This window comes from Aquibacillus saliphilus (assembly GCF_020404745.1).
GTDB lineage: Bacteria > Bacillota > Bacilli > Bacillales > Amphibacillaceae > Aquibacillus > Aquibacillus saliphilus.
The window spans coordinates 42,602-59,532 of record NZ_JAIZAP010000022.1 but is presented as its reverse complement, the minus strand read 5'-3'; the positions used below and the strand labels follow the sequence as shown (position 1 = coordinate 59,532).

15 protein-coding genes are annotated in these 16,931 nt (G+C 31.7%); all 15 read right to left on the bottom strand.

Annotated features, from left to right (window positions below):
* Positions 1-348 precede the first annotated feature (348 nt).
* Positions 349-2,121: an ABC transporter ATP-binding protein gene (locus tag LD272_RS18625; RefSeq protein ID WP_226038119.1), complete on the bottom strand. Its 1,773-nt coding sequence runs from the start codon at positions 2,119-2,121 to the stop codon at positions 349-351.
* Between the two features lie 113 nt (positions 2,122-2,234).
* Entirely contained in the window at positions 2,235-3,257 is a 1,023-nt protein-coding gene (locus LD272_RS18620) for a glycosyltransferase family 2 protein (RefSeq protein ID WP_226038118.1), read from the bottom strand.
* A 285-nt stretch (positions 3,258-3,542) separates the two neighbouring features.
* Complete coding sequence (locus LD272_RS18615; RefSeq protein ID WP_226038117.1) at positions 3,543-4,508, bottom strand: glycosyltransferase family 2 protein; 966 nt, start codon at positions 4,506-4,508, stop codon at positions 3,543-3,545.
* A 26-nt stretch (positions 4,509-4,534) separates the two neighbouring features.
* Positions 4,535-5,551 (bottom strand): glycosyltransferase family 2 protein, encoded by a 1,017-nt coding sequence (locus tag LD272_RS18610; protein WP_226038116.1) that lies wholly within the window; start codon positions 5,549-5,551, stop codon positions 4,535-4,537.
* Positions 5,493-6,713, bottom strand: coding sequence for a glycosyltransferase (locus LD272_RS18605; protein ID WP_226038115.1), 1,221 nt, complete (start codon positions 6,711-6,713; stop codon positions 5,493-5,495). The genes LD272_RS18610 and LD272_RS18605 overlap by 59 nt, the downstream gene beginning before the upstream one ends.
* Positions 6,714-6,802: 89 nt before the next feature.
* On the bottom strand, positions 6,803-7,978 hold the full coding sequence (locus LD272_RS18600) for a glycosyltransferase (RefSeq protein ID WP_226038114.1): 1,176 nt from the start codon (positions 7,976-7,978) through the stop codon (positions 6,803-6,805).
* Between the two features lie 14 nt (positions 7,979-7,992).
* A complete protein-coding gene (locus LD272_RS18595) occupies positions 7,993-9,183 on the bottom strand; it encodes a glycosyltransferase (RefSeq protein WP_226038113.1) in 1,191 nt (396 codons plus the stop codon).
* Between the two features lie 32 nt (positions 9,184-9,215).
* Positions 9,216-10,700, bottom strand: a complete 1,485-nt coding sequence (locus LD272_RS18590; protein ID WP_226038112.1) for a hypothetical protein — start codon at positions 10,698-10,700, stop codon at positions 9,216-9,218.
* Positions 10,693-11,769, bottom strand: a complete 1,077-nt coding sequence (locus tag LD272_RS18585; protein WP_226038111.1) for a glycosyltransferase family 2 protein — start codon at positions 11,767-11,769, stop codon at positions 10,693-10,695. The genes LD272_RS18590 and LD272_RS18585 overlap by 8 nt, the downstream gene beginning before the upstream one ends.
* A gap of 15 nt (positions 11,770-11,784) precedes the next feature.
* Positions 11,785-12,963 carry a glycosyltransferase gene (locus tag LD272_RS18580; RefSeq protein WP_226038110.1) on the bottom strand — a complete coding sequence of 393 codons (1,179 nt, stop codon included), beginning with the start codon at positions 12,961-12,963 and terminating at the stop codon, positions 11,785-11,787.
* Positions 12,935-14,083 (bottom strand): glycosyltransferase family 1 protein, encoded by a 1,149-nt coding sequence (locus tag LD272_RS18575; RefSeq protein WP_226038109.1) that lies wholly within the window; start codon positions 14,081-14,083, stop codon positions 12,935-12,937. The genes LD272_RS18580 and LD272_RS18575 overlap by 29 nt, the downstream gene beginning before the upstream one ends.
* Before the next feature lie 36 nt (positions 14,084-14,119).
* On the bottom strand, positions 14,120-14,461 hold the full coding sequence (locus tag LD272_RS18570) for a helix-turn-helix domain-containing protein (protein WP_226038108.1): 342 nt from the start codon (positions 14,459-14,461) through the stop codon (positions 14,120-14,122).
* On the bottom strand, positions 14,461-15,651 hold the full coding sequence (locus tag LD272_RS18565; protein WP_226038107.1) for a DegT/DnrJ/EryC1/StrS family aminotransferase: 1,191 nt from the start codon (positions 15,649-15,651) through the stop codon (positions 14,461-14,463). The genes LD272_RS18570 and LD272_RS18565 overlap by 1 nt, the downstream gene beginning before the upstream one ends.
* Positions 15,638-16,312 (bottom strand): acetyltransferase, encoded by a 675-nt coding sequence (locus LD272_RS18560; protein ID WP_226038106.1) that lies wholly within the window; start codon positions 16,310-16,312, stop codon positions 15,638-15,640. Before LD272_RS18560 ends, LD272_RS18565 begins: the two co-directional genes overlap by 14 nt.
* Position 16,313: 1 nt before the next feature.
* Positions 16,314-16,913 carry a sugar transferase gene (locus LD272_RS18555; protein ID WP_369414008.1) on the bottom strand — a complete coding sequence of 200 codons (600 nt, stop codon included), beginning with the start codon at positions 16,911-16,913 and terminating at the stop codon, positions 16,314-16,316.
* Between the last annotated feature and the right edge of the window lie 18 nt (positions 16,914-16,931).

Genomic DNA, 16,931 nt, shown 5'->3' with positions numbered 1-16,931 from the left:
GGTAATGAAATAGATAATACCTGAGACCATTAATAGAAAAAAGAATTATGCTTCTGCACTAGTTTAATTAATAGTGGCGCTAACAATACAACAATGACGTAGGTCTGTAAATACCACCATGCACCGTTGTAAGAGTTCGATAATAAAAAGAAATTAAGCAAGACTCTGTCGATACCACCCGACAAGACTTCTGGTTTGCCAGCAAGATATGGAATTGCTATAAAAATTAATAACACTAAGTAACTTAAAGACCGAATGAAATTTTTCTTAAACTTCGATGTTGATATATTAAATTTTCCTAGGCTGAACTAGAGTTCATAACCACTAGTAAAGTAAGCGTCAAATAGATTATATTATTGAATGTTCTTGTTTATTATTTATACTTACAAGTCTACTCTTATTCATCTCGAAAACGATATCACAGTTTTTTATAGTACTTAACCTATGGGCAATTATGATTAGGGTTTTTTCACCTTTTAATCCATCAATTGCCTTCATTATTTCTTTTTCTGTTTCATTATCTAATGCTGATGTTGCTTCATCCATAAATAATATCTCTGGATTATGATATAGTGCTCTGGCTATACCAATACGTTGTCGTTGACCACCTGAAAGTCTAACGCCTCTCTCGCCTACAGAAGTTTCAAGTTGATCAGGAAGTGCTTCAACAAATTCTTTTAATTGCGCTTGTTCCAAGGCCCTCCAAACTTCAACCTCTTCAATTTGATCAAGGCCTATTCCAAAAGCAACATTCCCACGAATTGTATCGTCAGATAGAAAAATTGATTGTGGTATATAACCTATTTTTTGCTGCCATAACTTTTTTTGATTTAAAAGGGGTTTTTTATCAATTAATACAGTTCCATTTTCTGGACGAAATAGTCCTAAAATGATATCAACAATTGTTGTTTTTCCAGCACCTGATTCCCCTATAAATGCAACAGATTTACCAATAGGGATGGTTAATGATACATTCATTATTGAATAATCATTTTGATTAGGATAACGAAATGATATATTATTTAATTGTATTGAGTCAGTAAAGGTTCTTCCCCCTCTATTAACGAATATTGATTCATTAAGATTAATCTCTGTAATTTCTGTCTTATTCTGAAACAAATCGTCATAAACAACAGTTAGAGCTGGTTGGCTGTATCGGATAGTGGTAATCAATGACACAATTCGTGTAATTGAAGGCATTAATCGAAAAGCTGCCATAGCAAACAGTGCCATCGTTGATACAATTTGCGTTGTATTTGTTCCTTGAAAAACAAGTATAAGCATCGTAATTAGAACAATAGATACCAATAATGTTTCAATAAATAATTTAGGTACTAGTTCTAACATCTTCATATATCGGCTGTTGTTAGCCTTGATTTGACTTTGACCAGTATAAGAGTTAATAAAGAAGCTCTCTTTTCCTGATACTTTAACTTCTTTGCTTGCTCCTAACCCTTGGTTTACCCACTTTATCATCGTTCCATTTACCTTTTGCTGTTCTTTTCCCAAAAGGCTGATTTTTTTACGAAGAAATGCAAAGAATAAAAAAACACTCCCACCTAATAAGGTAGCAGCTACTAAAGTTGCAATTGGTGCTGTTACTAATAACAACACTAAAATACATGTAGTCACAAGAATTTCGGTAAATAGCTGAAAACCTGACATGATAATTCCTTGAAACAATTTGGATACTTCCCCATTTATATTCCTAAGTAAGTCTGCTGTATTTCGCTGTAAATGGAATGAATATGGCTTTGTTAGGTATTCTTTAAACAATATACTTGATAACTTAACTTGTTGATTCAAAATGACTTTAAATTGTGCGTAATTAAAAAGTAGTAAATATAGATTTTTCATAACAAATATCGTCAGTAATAAAACAACTGAAAATACGATAAAAGCTTTGGTTGATTGGAAATTAAACACTTGATATAAAAATGATAAAATTGCTTGTTCTTGAATGATATCAGGATTAGTTATAATACCTACAAATGGAACAATTAATCCTATTCCAATCGTTTCAAATATAGCAGCAACTATCATCATAAAGAACAATATTAATAGTTTTTTCTTTTCACTTTTGTTGAAAAGTGTTAAAAGTTTTAATAAAGTAACTTTCATTTTTCATCCTCCTTATTATTAATTTTTTTAAACTGAAACAAGGTTTAAATAATTGGATCGGTTTGCAAGTGGGTATTATTCCACTTCAATACATTTATTATATAAAACACAATTCAAACAAATGTGTTTCGCTTTTTTAAAATATTAATATAAAACCCATGAAAATTTACAATCAATCTTCCCAAAGTATAGTTATATATAATCATCTTTATGATTACTCTTGCCTTAAATGATTCTTTCATTATTAAATGATTAAAATACTTATTTTTTCTGAGGTCTATTCCCGTGCTTTTCCACATTTTATAAATGGGTTTACTGAATTTATTATTATCATATATCAACCTTCTATTGACCCAATAAAGATGATAGAAAGCTAAAAAGTCAAACTCTTCTTTATAACTCTTTAACATATTATTAAATTTTAATTGCTTTCGAATAAAGCTAACGGCTTTTTCCACTTCAAAAATTATTGGGGACATTGTATTTGTAACCGAGGTACTTCTAGATGTGAAATAATAATATAGACAATCGTCTATAACGCAAGAATTTGGATAATGAATCCCTAGAGAACATGAAAAAGCTAAATCTTGAGCTTTTTCAATAAAATTAGGGAATACAACATTATTACTTTTAATAAAACTTCTTTTTATTAACTTACTCCACAATGGTGGATATATTTTATTTGTTAGTACCATTACTAAAAAATTGTCACCTTTTAAATTATCATACAAGTCATTTCTCACTGAAATCCCTTTTACCTTCTTTTCTCCATCAGTAAAATAAAAACCAAAAGACACTATATCATAATCCTTTTCTTTTGCCTTTTCATATAATTTTTCTGCTGCGTTTTCATCAAGCCAATCATCACCATCAACAAAGAGTATATATTCTCCATTTGCTTGTTCATACCCTGTTTCCCTTGCTCTCATTACTCCTTCATTGTTTTTATCAATTATTTCGATTCTATTATCTTCCTTAGTTATCTTTTCAATTTCACTAAAAGTATTATCTGTAGAACCATCATTAACAATAATTATTTCAATATCTTCAAGTGTTTGATTCATTAATGATTGTACACATTTCGATATATAGTCTTGAATATTATATGCAGAAACAATAAAGCTTACTTTAACCATACAAAATATCTCCTTTCATTTGTTTATTTAAAAAACTAAGTTGCTATTAGAACTTATTAAATCTTCTAATATTTTTTGAATATGGTTTGACATGGTATGCAAATAAATCATTGTTGCTCTTTTCATTCTAATATTTCAGCTATTAAGCCCTACTGGTATAACTATCTTTGTCTCATTTAAGCAGTCACACCTTCAATTCATTCAACTAATTAACCTCCCATACTGTTCCCCTTTAATTAAAATCTAATTATTCCTATTATTCTGCATAATTAGATTTAAAGTGTTTTACTTATTAATTCGATTCTCATAAAGATTAGGATGTATTATAAATATAATCCACATTAGTTTTTCTTTAGATTTAAAATAAGGATTCTTAATTAAAAATAATAAAATACCACGGAACTTTTTCCTTAAAATTTTCAACTCATAATTAGGTTTATCACACTCTTTTTTCACTTTAAAGTAAAGCTGAAAAAATAATAGTATAAAATTGAATTCGGCTTTTCTGCGAAGTTGTATTTGATTTATTGAATTCAAAAAATTTATTCTATCTAAATTTGCATAAATAGCATCTATTTTCTTTATATTAAATGGAGAATTTATTATTCCATCCTCTCTTTGAACATAATAATATAATTCACACTGTACATATGTTATCTTTGAACTTTTATACAAAATTTTATGTGCTATAAATTCATCTTCATGTATTCTGCCTTCTTCGAATTTTAAATTAAAAAATAAATGTCTTTTATACAATTTGTTCCAGGATACAATGAATGTTGTACCCAAACTCGTATATATATTTTCTAGTGCTTCTATATTTGAATAATTTCTGACATTTTGATCCACATTAATTTTCTCATAAGGATGTTTTACATTCTCTAGAACTCTTACAAAATCACATATAACTATATCTGAGCAGTACTTCTGCAAATAATTATAGAGAATTTCGTACATATTCGGATGTATATAATCATCGCTATCAATAAATGAAATATATTTCCCAGTTGCGAATTTCAACCCTGCATTCCTAGCCGAAGACAAGCCTCCATTACTTTTGTGTATTACTTTGATTCTTTTATCATTTTTTGCAAGACGATCACAAATCATCCCACAATTGTCCTGGGAACCATCGTCAACGAGTATTAATTCAAAATTTTGATATGATTGTTTTAAAATTGAATTAACACATTTCCCCAAGTATTTCTCCACATTATAAACTGGGACAATTATACTTATCTTTTCCTCCAACATAACACCTCCTCACACAAAATTAATTATTTATTAAACTTAACTAGTATAAGGAAATAAGCCGCCAAATATAAATTTTTATTCAATAGTGAACCTAGAATTCTATAAAATTTTAGTGAATATCCATATTGTTGTATCAAAATATTAAACACTAAGTCTTTCTTTATTTGCTTCATCATTATGATTTTGTATGCTAAGTCGGATTTATTTCTGTGTATTACAATATTTCGAAAACATAAAGTATATATCGGGAGAATATATTCAAGAACCTGTTTTTCAATATCTTTTTTCCCCACCGTGTTTTTTAAGAAATCGAATAAAGATGTGCATACAGTTGAAATATCTGATATTATATTAATTTTATTTCGCTTTGCCAATAAATCTACTGAAACATACAGATTATAATGATACAAAGCATCCGGAAGTAACGTAATCTTATTGCAGTTCATTAAATATCTTAAATTAAAATCAAAATCCTCATACAGAACTAAATCACTATTAAAATACAGATTAAAATTCTTTATAATTTTTGCTTTGAATAGATACATCCAAGATGGATGCATTCCAACAGAATTAAGAAAATAAATAAAGTTGTTACTTAGTTCAGTAATATTTAAATTTATTTTTTTATAAAACCCGTTTGATTCACTTTTTATAAGTTTGTTTTTAGAATGAATATCTTTTACTAGACCAAATATAACTACATCAATTTTAGGGTCGCTAATGTTTTCATTTAACATTTGCAAAGAGTAACTTTCAATCCAATCGTCACTGTCAACAAATATAATATATTCACCCACCGCTCTATCTATTCCTGAGTTCCTAGCTTCAGAAACACCTCCATTTTCTTTATGTATAACCTTAACTCTATTATCATTATTAGCATATTCATCACATATCTCACCACATCGATCAGGTGAACCATCATCTATAAGAATTAGCTCAAAATCTGTAAAAGTTTGAGCTAGTATAGAATCAATGCACTTATGAATGTATGGTTCCACTTTGTACACTGGAACTATTATACTTATCTTCGGATTCATAACCATGACTCCTCTCATCATCTATATAATTCAATAGTTTTGCTACTTCACTTGATGTATCCACTTTTTGTTTCCATAGATTACTTGAAAGATTTTCTCTTTTTTTAGGGTTTTCAATTAGAAATTTTATTTTTCCGAGTAATTCATCAATATTTTTTTTCACAATTAACCCATTATAACCATCTTTAATCTGTTCCTTTGCTCCAGTGAAATTTGTGGATATAAGTGGCTTACATAGACATTTTGCCTCTGCAAGTGTTAGACAAAACCCTTCATGTCTTGAGGGTTGAACATAGATATCAGCATTTTTGACATAAGGGTAAGGGTTTTCTTTGGCTCCTAATAGGATAAAAGAATCTTCTAAATTGTACCTAGTAATTAGATTTTCATATTCCTTTCTGGCTTTTCCATCACCTATGCAATACCAGTTAACGTTATAACCATTTTCTTTCAATTTTGATAAAACTTTAATCGCGATATCCTGACCTTTTTCTAAAGAAAGCCTCCCAACTGTCACAATATTAATTCCATTATGCTTTTCATCAAAATCTACTACCTTTTCTTGAGACATTTTTTCAACTAGATCAGGTGAAATGATATTAAATAAGACCTCCGTCTTATTTTTATCATTAGGAATAAGATTAACTAAATGTTGCCTAGCCTCTTCTGATACAACAAACACCTTATTATATTTCTCATGCAATTTTTTATATAATTTTTGATTAATCAAATGATTTTCGACGTCAAAATGTATCCACGCTATTTTCTTTTTTGCTATTACTTTGTTTGCTATATAATAATCAATCACATCAGTCGGTCCTTGATAAGCAATAGCAACGTCATATTCATTTGAGTTATTAGGAATACTTTTGAAAACTTCCTTATAATAGATATATCTATCATTAAGTTTTTTCGATAAGTAATACTTACCAACAAATGTAGGGATTTTAAAGAACTTCTTTCCACTCCAATAGTCAGCTACTGTCTGTTGAGGTGGTTGCATAATAATTGGTTTGATTTCTTCAAACCAATTAACCTCCTCCACCTCTACCCAAGCTGGAATGTGCTTTAAAAATGCTCCTTTTTTCTCTAATAAAAGGACCTTAACAGTATATTTATTTATAGGCATTGCGGAGAGTAAGGACAATAGTGATTTTTCCACACCACCTATGTTCATGCTAGTGAGCATAAATAAAATTTTTCTTTTAATCTTTTTCACCTCCAGCAAATAAATTTACGGAACATCTATTTTTAAAAAAATTGTTTGAAATCACTAGTATTACTAGTGTGTTCTTTCTGTATGTTCGTTACGATTTGTTCTCTAAAATCTTTATTAATCATTTGCTCAATGGCATTAACCATCTGATCTTTATCAAATCCAACAATTAAACCTGTTTTATTGTTGGATATTTGTTCCTTTGCTCCCGTAAAATTTGTACTAACAATTGGCTTATTAAAACACTTTGCCTCACCAAGAGTTATACAAAAACCTTCATGCCTAGATGGTTGAACATATATATCACATTCTTTCATATATGGATAAGGATTTGAATTCGCTCCAAGTAAAATAAAATCTTCCTTTACCTGATGGTCACTTATTAACGTTTCATACTCTGATCGAGCATTCCCTTCGCCAATACAGTACCACCTTATATTCAATCCTTTTTCCCTTAATCTCGCCAAGATAGGTATGATTAAATCTTGACCTTTTTCTATACTTAATCGCCCAACTGTTAAAATTCTTATACCGTTAAAATCATCTGTAAATCCTAGGCCCTCGTCAGCCATTCTTAAAACCTTATCTGTCGAAAGAATATTACTAAAAGTTTCTATTCTTTCCTTTAATTTCGGTAATTTTTGATTAATTTTTTTCTTACCTTCTTTTGAAACTACAAATATTTTGTCAAACTTTTTATAGAATATTTCGGCAAATTTAACGTCAAATCCAATTTTCGTGATATCAAAGTGAATCCATTGTATTTTCTTATCAGCTTTTATTTTTTTAATAACAAAATAGCTTATGAAGTCCATCGGACCAGCATAAGCTACAGCAACATCATATTTTTTTTCTAATTCATGAACATTTCTTAAAAGAAATTTAAAAAGAAGTCCTTTGTTTTTTATAACCTTTGATAATAATATAGTTAAAGTGAAGCCTACTCCTTTAACAAACTGCCCTTTTTTTATAAGATTCAATGCTACTGTTTTTGGCGGCTTATTTAACTCATCTTTCATTTCAAAATATTCATCTAAATACTCAGCATTAACTCGACTTGGAATAGACTCTAAAAATCCACCATATTTCTCTAACATTAATATAGTGATCTCATACTGATCCCTAGGCATCTCTTCAATCATATTTAGCAATGCCTTTTCAGTTCCACCGATGTTCATGTTAATGACCATAAATACTATTTTAATCTTCATTGGATTTACCACACTCATCCTATTAGTTGATAAAACTTTTCTGCTTCCTCCACGTTTCCTTTTTTCTCGATAGTTAAATAACTAATCAGCCTATTTCTTAGTTCTCTATCGTTAGTTAATTTCAATATTGCATCACAAACAGCGTCAGCATTCATATCAACCACCAAGCCATTTTCCCCATCTACCATCTGACTAAAAACTGCGTCGAATCTTGTAGTAACAACTGGAATATTTAGCATTCGTGCTTCTGCAATTGCTAAGCCGAAACCTTCAAATTTTGATGTTTGAACATATATATCAGTATTTTTGATAAAAGGATAAGGGTTGGATCTAACACCTAATAAAATGAAATGTTTGGTTAGGTTGTTTTTTTCTATATACTTTTGAATCTCTTCTTTTAAAGGCCCTTTTCCTAATACATACCATCTAAAATCAATACCACTTTCTTTAAGCTTCTTACAAGCTCTTAGTGCGATATCATATCCCTTCTGGTGATCAAGTCTCCCTATCGTTAATAATTTCACCCCATTAAAATTATCTTGATAACCATTTCCTATTTCGGACATATTTGCTATAAAGTCAGGGTTATTAATGTCATGAATTACTTTCATTTTGTTGGTGAAATTAGGGAACGTCTCTAAAAATATTTCTTTGGTGGAATCTGACACAGCAACAATCTTTTTATATTTCTCATAAAATTTTTCTTGGAATTGTTTATCCTTCACTTCTAATCTATAACTTACATTAACCCAGGCGAACTTCTTTTTCGCTTTTACTTTTTCGGCTACATAAAAAGTTGGAATACCTTGCGCATAACTTATTGCAACATCATAGTATTTAGGGTTGTTCTCAATGGTGTTAGAAACGCTCTCCCAAAATACTCTAGCTTTCTGTGAATTACGATATTTTTTCTTACGAATTCTCGCTGAATATTTAATCCTTGAATAGAACATTTTGTATTCCTTGTTTGTTAGAGTATAAAAAAATGATTTCTTAACACTTAATTTAGTAAACTCTGTATATTTTAATGGTTTCAAAATATTAACCTCTTCTGGAACTAAACTTTCCAGTATTGTCCCATGTGCAAACAACATCAAGTCAACAGAGTATTTCGAGTAGTTTAAAAGTGATAATAACGTTAATAGACTCTTTTCCGCTCCTGCACAATCTAATGAATCTATTACAAATAGCATCCTTTTTTTCATATTTTAAAACTCCATTTTAATTAATTATTGTATTAAACTTTTTCCTGCCGCAACTTTTTATAAAATTTACTTAGAGCTAATTTTATTGCTATTACTTTCAACTTTAGTATCATAGTTCTTTTTTTAATGGTATATCTTATTAATTCTTTATTGATATTATTCAACCAGATCCCTAAGATGTTTTTAATCATAAGAATACCTTCCCTGTCATAAAATACTCCTTGTTTTTTCTTTATTTCTTTTACAACATTTAACGATGCAAACTTAACACCTTGATAATAAAAGTGATTCTCCGGGTTGAATATAATATCGTCAATGTGTCTTTTAAAACCAATCAATTCACTATTGTAATTTATTAATCTTTCAAAGCCAGAGTTTTCATCCTCTATATGCATTTGTCCATTTTGAATAAAAACAAAATCAACTGAATCGCGTAGTCCATAAGCTGCGAGCACTTCATTAGAAATCAAACAAATAGAATCAATGTCAATATCCACTCTTTTAATGAATTTCTTATATTGATTTAAGTTTTCTTCAAAGTCTTTAAATGGCGAATCTGAAATAGCGTTATTCAAAAAGTGAATACTGTTCTCGTTTAATAGCATTTGAGTTAGCCGAATAGTATCCTGATGTTTTTCATTAATATAAAAATTAAAATCACTTTCGCCATAAATATCTCTAAGTCCTATTTTCACCATTGATAGATTTCTAAAATCAGTCGTTTCAAAAATCAGAACACCTATTGTTCCATCGCCATTAAAAAAAGAACCAATTTCCCTTTCAGGATCGTTCTTATATCCACTAAAGTCTTCTAACCACTTCTCATCTTCAGCCAATAGTTTAATAAGGTTTCTTGGACCTTCTTTCTTTATGTAAACCTCCTTTTCATAATAAATATCCCCAAAGTTATCGAGAACTTCCTTGACCTTTTCCTTTTTTTCAATGCTATTTGGAAATAATAGAACAATAAAAGTATTACTTTTTAACTTACAATATTCATAAGTCATGGCATCGGACCATTTACTAAGAAGACCTTTATTTCTAAAAAACTCATAGTTATAATTTAAATTGTGATTCTTTATTTTCACTGCGCTTACCTTTTTGTCATAAAGTAATGCTGCGGTTAGGCGATGTGCTCCATCAATTGGAACGTTATTTTCGTTAATTGGTAGTAATGAAACTGTATCATCAAAACCATTATCCTTGACAGATTTCAAAGTGAAATTAAAAGAACTAATGAAAGATTTTATTCCTTTTTTTCCTGACTCATCATCTTCATCATACTGATTAAAAACCCACATATGATTTTCATAAAGTCGATAACCCCAACTACTATTCCACGCATTTTCTTGGAATTCCCCATATATATACTTAGCCATAATGTCGAATCTTTTATGATTAATTAAATTGTATGGTTCAACATCTAGAATTGGCAAATCTTTATCAATTCTTACTTGATTAAGCCGTTTTAAATTAAGTTTTTGTGAGATTTCATTTTCCTTTATCATATTAACCATCACTATTACTCCTATGTGATTTTATAATGTCTTGTTCGTACTTCATCCAAGATAGCCCATCTGGTTGAGATTTTATTCTTAGTGTTTTTATTACTTTTCTTAATCCAGTAAGTAAAATATTAAGCAATGGATGCAATGAAAAAAACGATAATTCTCTCAACAATTGCTTGTCATCTCTTACCGCTTTTTTTAAATCCCCATAATTATTATGGATATAATACCGAATTTCTTTTCTGTAAATCCCATGTTTGTCTTTTTTTCGATTGGCTAACAAAAGATTATAGTGAACCAAGCATGTCTTTACCATCAACTTATAGGACTCGTTCGATAAATGACTATAATACTTTTCTATAAATCGATGTCTTTCCTTTAATCCATTAATAATATCTAAATTTCTAGGTGTATAGTTTGCGACAATGCTATCATCACGTTGGTAATAATAATACATTGGCTGATGAATCATGACATAAGTTTCAACTCGATGCATGACTTGGTGAGCCCAAAACACATCTTCAAATAACACACCTTTTTTAAATGGAATATCACGAATCAATTCCGTTTTGTAAAGCTTGCCCCAGGCGAAATTTTTCACTTTTTCATTAACTACTAGTTCGTACATTAATGTGTTATTGTTTAACAAAATTGGATCATCATCTTTTTTATGATGCCTACTATCAAAAAGTAATTTGTCATCGTAAGCATAATAAAAAGCTGATTGAATCACATCAGCTTGATAATCTAAAATGACATTTACCATCGTCTCAATCATGGTCAATTCCAACCAATCATCACTGTCCACAAACATGGTAAACTCTCCTGTTACATATCCCATCCCGTGGTTTCTTGCATCAGATAATCCGCCATTTTCCTTGTGCACGGCAATGATTCTGGAATCCAGTTCACTGTAGTTATCTGCGATTTTTCCGCATTGATCAGGGGAACCATCATCAACCAAGATCACCTCTAAGTATTGATAAGTTTGCCGCAAAATACTTTCAAGACAACGATGGATATATTTTTCTACCTTGTAGATAGGAACAATAACGCTAACTAGTTGTTTGTGTAACATCTATTGTTCCCCTCCCTAAACTAATTGATATAGTTTTTTGAGTTCCTCGTTGTTATCGTAGTTTTTATTGTTGCAGTAATCAGACAAGATTCTCCTTAGGGCTTCATTGTTATAAAGCATTTTGATTCCATTGGCAATCCCTTCTGGTGATAACTCACAAATGCACCCATCATAACCGTCATTTACTTGGCTTTTTGCAGTTGGATAATTCGTGATGAGAACAGGTTTTGCTAGAATTTGTGCTTCAACAACTGTTACAGCCTTACCTTCATATCTGGATGGTTGTACATAGATGTCTGCTTCTTTCATATATGGATACGGATTCGCTTTTTTATCTAATAGGATAAATGAATCCTCAAGCTGATACTTGTTAATTAATTCTTTTATCATCTGCTCATCTCCACCATAGCCAACGACATACCAAGCAATATCCTGATAACCGCTATCCTTTAACAATTTCATAGCTCTGACTGCTTGATCAATCCCTTTCGCATGAGATAGTCTTGCAACTGTGATAATTTTAAAACGATTATCATTAACCATTGGATTTTCTATTTGTTCATTTGCAAGTGTTTGAACTATTGCTGGCGAAGAAATATTTTCAATAACACTGACCTTTTCTTCTAATGACGGATACTTTCTGGTAAAGGCTTTTTTACATTCATCAGATACTGCCACGATATGATGATAGTTATTCCACATGTTAAGATCCAAATCTACATCCGTTTCTACTGTCGAGAAATCGGTGTGAATCCATGCAATCTTTGTATTAGCTTTAACCTTTTCCGCAATAAAATAATGCGGCCATAAATAACTGATAGCGACATCATATCTTTTTTTTATTTTTGGTAAAAATGGGATGGAATACTTCCACATGTATTGCATCTGTTTATATCCATTTTCTGAAGATGGATGTAACCCTGCTTTATACTTTGCTAATAATCTTGCGAGTCCGATTGGAAGATTCCCAGACTTGAGTATTTGCCCGATCGACATCCGAAAAGTTTTGTACGGTTGTAGTTCGGATAGTAAACTAGGCTGATTGGGCAGCAGTTCCATAAAATCACCGGTATGACTATATAACATCAAATCAATTGCATAATTGTCGTAATCAAAATTGTTTAACATACTGATTAAACTTCTCTCGACTCCACCTACTTCCATATCAAAAGAGGCGACTAATATCTGTTTCATAAACTTCTCCTTCTTCTGGATAATAGATGTTGATTAATTTGGTAATTCCATCATTTAGAGAATATCCAGATTTATCAAGACAATTGTTAATCATGTTAAGGTTCTTTTCTTTATTACCTACTTCCTTTAAAATTTTTCTTGCCCAAGCCTCTGGTCCACCGTCCAAGGAAAGCTTTGATACAAGTCCAATATTTATGTCAGCTTCGGGCTGAATTGCATTCGATACAATACACGGTAATCCGCTAGCTTGGGCCTCTAAAAGTACGAGCCCTAAACCTTCATAAATGGAAGGAAATACAAATATATCCATGCTGTGTAGCATTGTTGGCACATCCTCTCTCACCCCAACAAACTTGATATTCTCGTATAATCCTTCTTTTTTTGCTTTTGCTTCAATCTCTTGCCTTAAATCTCCATCTCCAACTAACAGTAGTTTGCTAGATGGTTCTTTCTTAATAATTTCTTTCATTACTTTTAGCAAAAAAAGGTGATTCTTTGGTTCAATAAATCTTCCTATGTGGCCAATCACTATACTATTGCCAATTCCCTGTTCCATTTTAAATTTCTTAATAGTTGTACCTGGAACCTGTAAAAAATTCGAATAATCAATCACATTTGGAAAAAAGGAATAGTTAGCATTTGACAACTCTTTTTCTCCAAACAAATAACTCCCAGCACCATTGCTGCAAGCTAGTAGATTGGTTGAGAAAGTACTAATCATCCACCTCATTAGATTAATATATATCTTTCTAGCCAGCCCATTAGTATCATCTAAGGTAGTATGTGCATGGGAAATTCTAATTTTCACTCCGGCTAGAAATGCTGCTAGATTAGCAAGCCCACAATGAAACAGTGTATGACAATGAACAGCATCATATGGTCCATTCTTTTTTATAACCTTGTAAATCTGTGCAACTGAGCTCGTTTTGGTTAACTTTATCACCTGCCCACCTAAATTTTTTATTTCCTCATCATAATCTGCATCACCACTCCCATAGGAAATGAAATCAAACTGTACTTTTTGATGGTCAATATTTCGATAAATATTCATTAACATCGTTTCTGTGCCTGCTCGATTCATTGCTCCAACAACCTGAAGGACCTTGATTGGGTTATCCATTTCATTTCCCTTCCATAATATATTTGCATGGGTAAATTATTTCTCCCCTAATTTCTCATTCTTCCATTTAACAAACTCAATAACAGTCTTATACTCTTGTAATTGTTCTTTTTCGATTCCAGACGCTTTTAGTTGATTAACAAAGTCTAACCACTCTGTTTCGGGTTGATTTGCTTTTTTCTGATTCAATCCTAAGATCGTATCAATGTTGACGTTTAATTCTTTTGCGATTTTCCCTATTATTTGAATAGAAGGATTTTGATTTAAGTTACGTTCTATATTACTCAAGTAGGACTTAGAAATATTCGCACGCTCTGCTAGTTCTGATAAAGTTAAACGTTTTTGCTTCCGAATCTTGTATATGTTATCACCTATCATTATCTATACCTCATATTTTCTAAGATTACTTCTTCGCTAGTAACGGGTCCGTTTATTGTCTCTGTTATACAGTCGATTACTCTGTCTTGTTCATCGTCTGTTAGGCTCGATCCAGACGGAAGACATATACCCTTTTCAAATAGCTCTTGTGCGACATGCCCTGTTCTTTCATGTGGGTAGTACTTTGCACCTTTAAATAATGGCTGCAAATGGAGTGGTTTCCATACCGGACGTGCTTCAATATTTTCGGCATTAAGTGTTTCCAACAATTGTCCTACAGAAACACCAGCTTCATGTTCATTTATCGTGAATGCCGTAAGCCATCTATTTGTCCTTGTATGTAGTAATTCTGGCATAAAGTTTATACCAGGTAAGTTAACTAGACACCGGTAATAGCGATCAAATATATGTCTTCTTGCATCCACACGACTTTCTAAAACATCTAGTTGAGCTCTTCCAACACCCGCTAATATATTACTCATCCGGTAGTTATAACCACAAACACTGTGTTGATAATGTGGCGAAGCATCCTTTGCCTGTGTTGCTAAAAAACGCGCTTTTTTCAGCGCGTCTAGATCACCCGATACAAGCATTCCCCCGCCAGATGTGGTAATAATTTTATTTCCGTTGAAAGAGAAAATACTGAACTTACCAAAAACACCACTTGGTCTTCCTTTATAAGTTGACCCCAGAGACTCGGCCGCATCTTCAATAATTGGAACATTATACCGATTACAAATAGACACCAACTCATCCATTTTGGCTATTTGTCCATAAAGATTCACTACAATTACTGCTTTTGGTAAATTTCCTTCAAGTACTGCATCTGTTAACGCCCGTTCAAGTGCTTGTGGAGACATATTCCATGTATCCGGCTCTGAATCAATAAAAACGGGCTCTGCATCTTGGTATAAAATTGGATTTGCACTAGCAACAAAGGTAAGCGTGGAACAAAACACTTTATCTCCCTTTTGCACTCCTAATAAAGAAAGAGCTAAATGAATCGCTGCAGTTCCTGAACTTACCGCGACAGCTCCATTTGCTCCTAGATAACTTGCTATTTCATTTTCAAATGCATCAACATTCGGTCCTAATGGTGCAATCCAGTTTGTTCTGAATGCTTCCTTAACTTGATCTATCTCTTTCCCACTCATGTGTGGTGGTGAAAGAAGAATTTTAGGTTTTGTCATTTATAACCACCACCTTTTCTTCCTGCGTTTTATTTAATTTATTGTTTGAAAGAATTCTTGCAGGAGATCCAACTGCCTTACTTCCAGCTGGAATTTCCTTGATAACGATTGACCCAGCACCAATAACCGACCAGTTACCTACTTTCATCCCTGGTATAATAGTTGCTGTTGCCCCTATATGTACACCTTCACCAACGAAGACATTACCTGTCAAGGTAGCATTGGGAGAAATATGTGTGTAATCACCAACAACATTTTCATGCTCCACTATAGCCCCCGTGTTAATAATGCAATGATCACCAATCATTGTTTCTGCATTAATTACTGCATTTGGCATAATAACTGTTCCATAACCTAATCTTGCTGTGGAGCTTACTATCGCTGTTGGGTGAATAATTGTTAAAAATTGTTCGATTTCTAAGTTTAATGAAGCTACTATGTGTCTTCTGGTTAAATTATTTCCAATCGCAATGATCACCTTACCGTCTTGTTCAAGTACTTGATCTAACAAAGTTAAAGGGCCATGTACAGTTCCATTAACGTGGAATTCACTCGTATATTTATCATCTAGGATTGCAATAACCTGATGCTCCTTTATCAAAGAAACCATCTCTTGAATGACTTTGCTGTGCCCACCATTTCCGACAATAATTATATTCATGCTACATCACTTCTTCTGAGCCTTTAAATTTTTCCATCGTGACATGTCCTTGATAATTAATCCCCTCTTTCTTAACCACTTTACTAAGTGTTTTAATCATTATTTTAAAATCAAGAAGTAGACTATAATTGTTGACATACCATGTATCTAGCTTGAATTTTTCTTCCCAGTTAATCGCGTTTCTCCCATTAACTTGTGCCCATCCAGTTATACCTGGCCTAACGTTATGTCTTTTCTCTTGTTCCTTTGTATAAAGAGGTAAATATTCTAGTAACAAAGGTCTCGGACCAACCAAACTCATCTCACCTTTAAGAACATTAATTAGTTGTGGAAATTCATCTAAACTGTATTTTCTAAGAAATTGCCCAAGACCAGTTAAACGATAGTCATCAGATAATAAATTACCTTTCTCATCTGTTTCGTTATTCATTGTGCGAAATTTATATACGTAAAATGCCTTGCCGTTTAAACCTGGACGTAGCTGTTTAAATAGTATTGGTGTTCCTAATTTAATTCGTATTAAAAAAGCAATGACTAAAACAAGTGAAGACAACACCGTCAGCAGTATTAGTGAGATAACTACATCAATTAATCGCTTAATCATGATCTAACCCCAATT

What these genes read in the sequence shown, in the direction of transcription:
- LD272_RS18590 (WP_226038112.1), bottom strand. Translation starts at nt 10,700, where the DNA reads ATGGTTAATATGATAAAGGAAAATGAAATCTCACAAAAACTTAATTTA.
- LD272_RS18575 (WP_226038109.1), bottom strand. Translation starts at nt 14,083, where the DNA reads ATGGATAACCCAATCAAGGTCCTTCAGGTTGTTGGAGCAATGAATCGA.
- LD272_RS18560 (WP_226038106.1), bottom strand. Translation starts at nt 16,312, where the DNA reads ATGAATATAATTATTGTCGGAAATGGTGGGCACAGCAAAGTCATTCAA.
- LD272_RS18620 (WP_226038118.1), bottom strand. Translation starts at nt 3,257, where the DNA reads ATGGTTAAAGTAAGCTTTATTGTTTCTGCATATAATATTCAAGACTAT.
- LD272_RS18600 (WP_226038114.1), bottom strand. Translation starts at nt 7,978, where the DNA reads ATGAAGATTAAAATAGTATTTATGGTCATTAACATGAACATCGGTGGA.
- LD272_RS18565 (WP_226038107.1), bottom strand. Translation starts at nt 15,651, where the DNA reads ATGACAAAACCTAAAATTCTTCTTTCACCACCACACATGAGTGGGAAA.
- LD272_RS18625 (WP_226038119.1), bottom strand. Translation starts at nt 2,121, where the DNA reads ATGAAAGTTACTTTATTAAAACTTTTAACACTTTTCAACAAAAGTGAA.
- LD272_RS18595 (WP_226038113.1), bottom strand. Translation starts at nt 9,183, where the DNA reads ATGAAAAAAAGGATGCTATTTGTAATAGATTCATTAGATTGTGCAGGA.
- LD272_RS18585 (WP_226038111.1), bottom strand. Translation starts at nt 11,769, where the DNA reads ATGTTACACAAACAACTAGTTAGCGTTATTGTTCCTATCTACAAGGTA.
- LD272_RS18580 (WP_226038110.1), bottom strand. Translation starts at nt 12,963, where the DNA reads ATGAAACAGATATTAGTCGCCTCTTTTGATATGGAAGTAGGTGGAGTC.
- LD272_RS18610 (WP_226038116.1), bottom strand. Translation starts at nt 5,551, where the DNA reads ATGAATCCGAAGATAAGTATAATAGTTCCAGTGTACAAAGTGGAACCA.
- LD272_RS18570 (WP_226038108.1), bottom strand. Translation starts at nt 14,461, where the DNA reads ATGATAGGTGATAACATATACAAGATTCGGAAGCAAAAACGTTTAACT.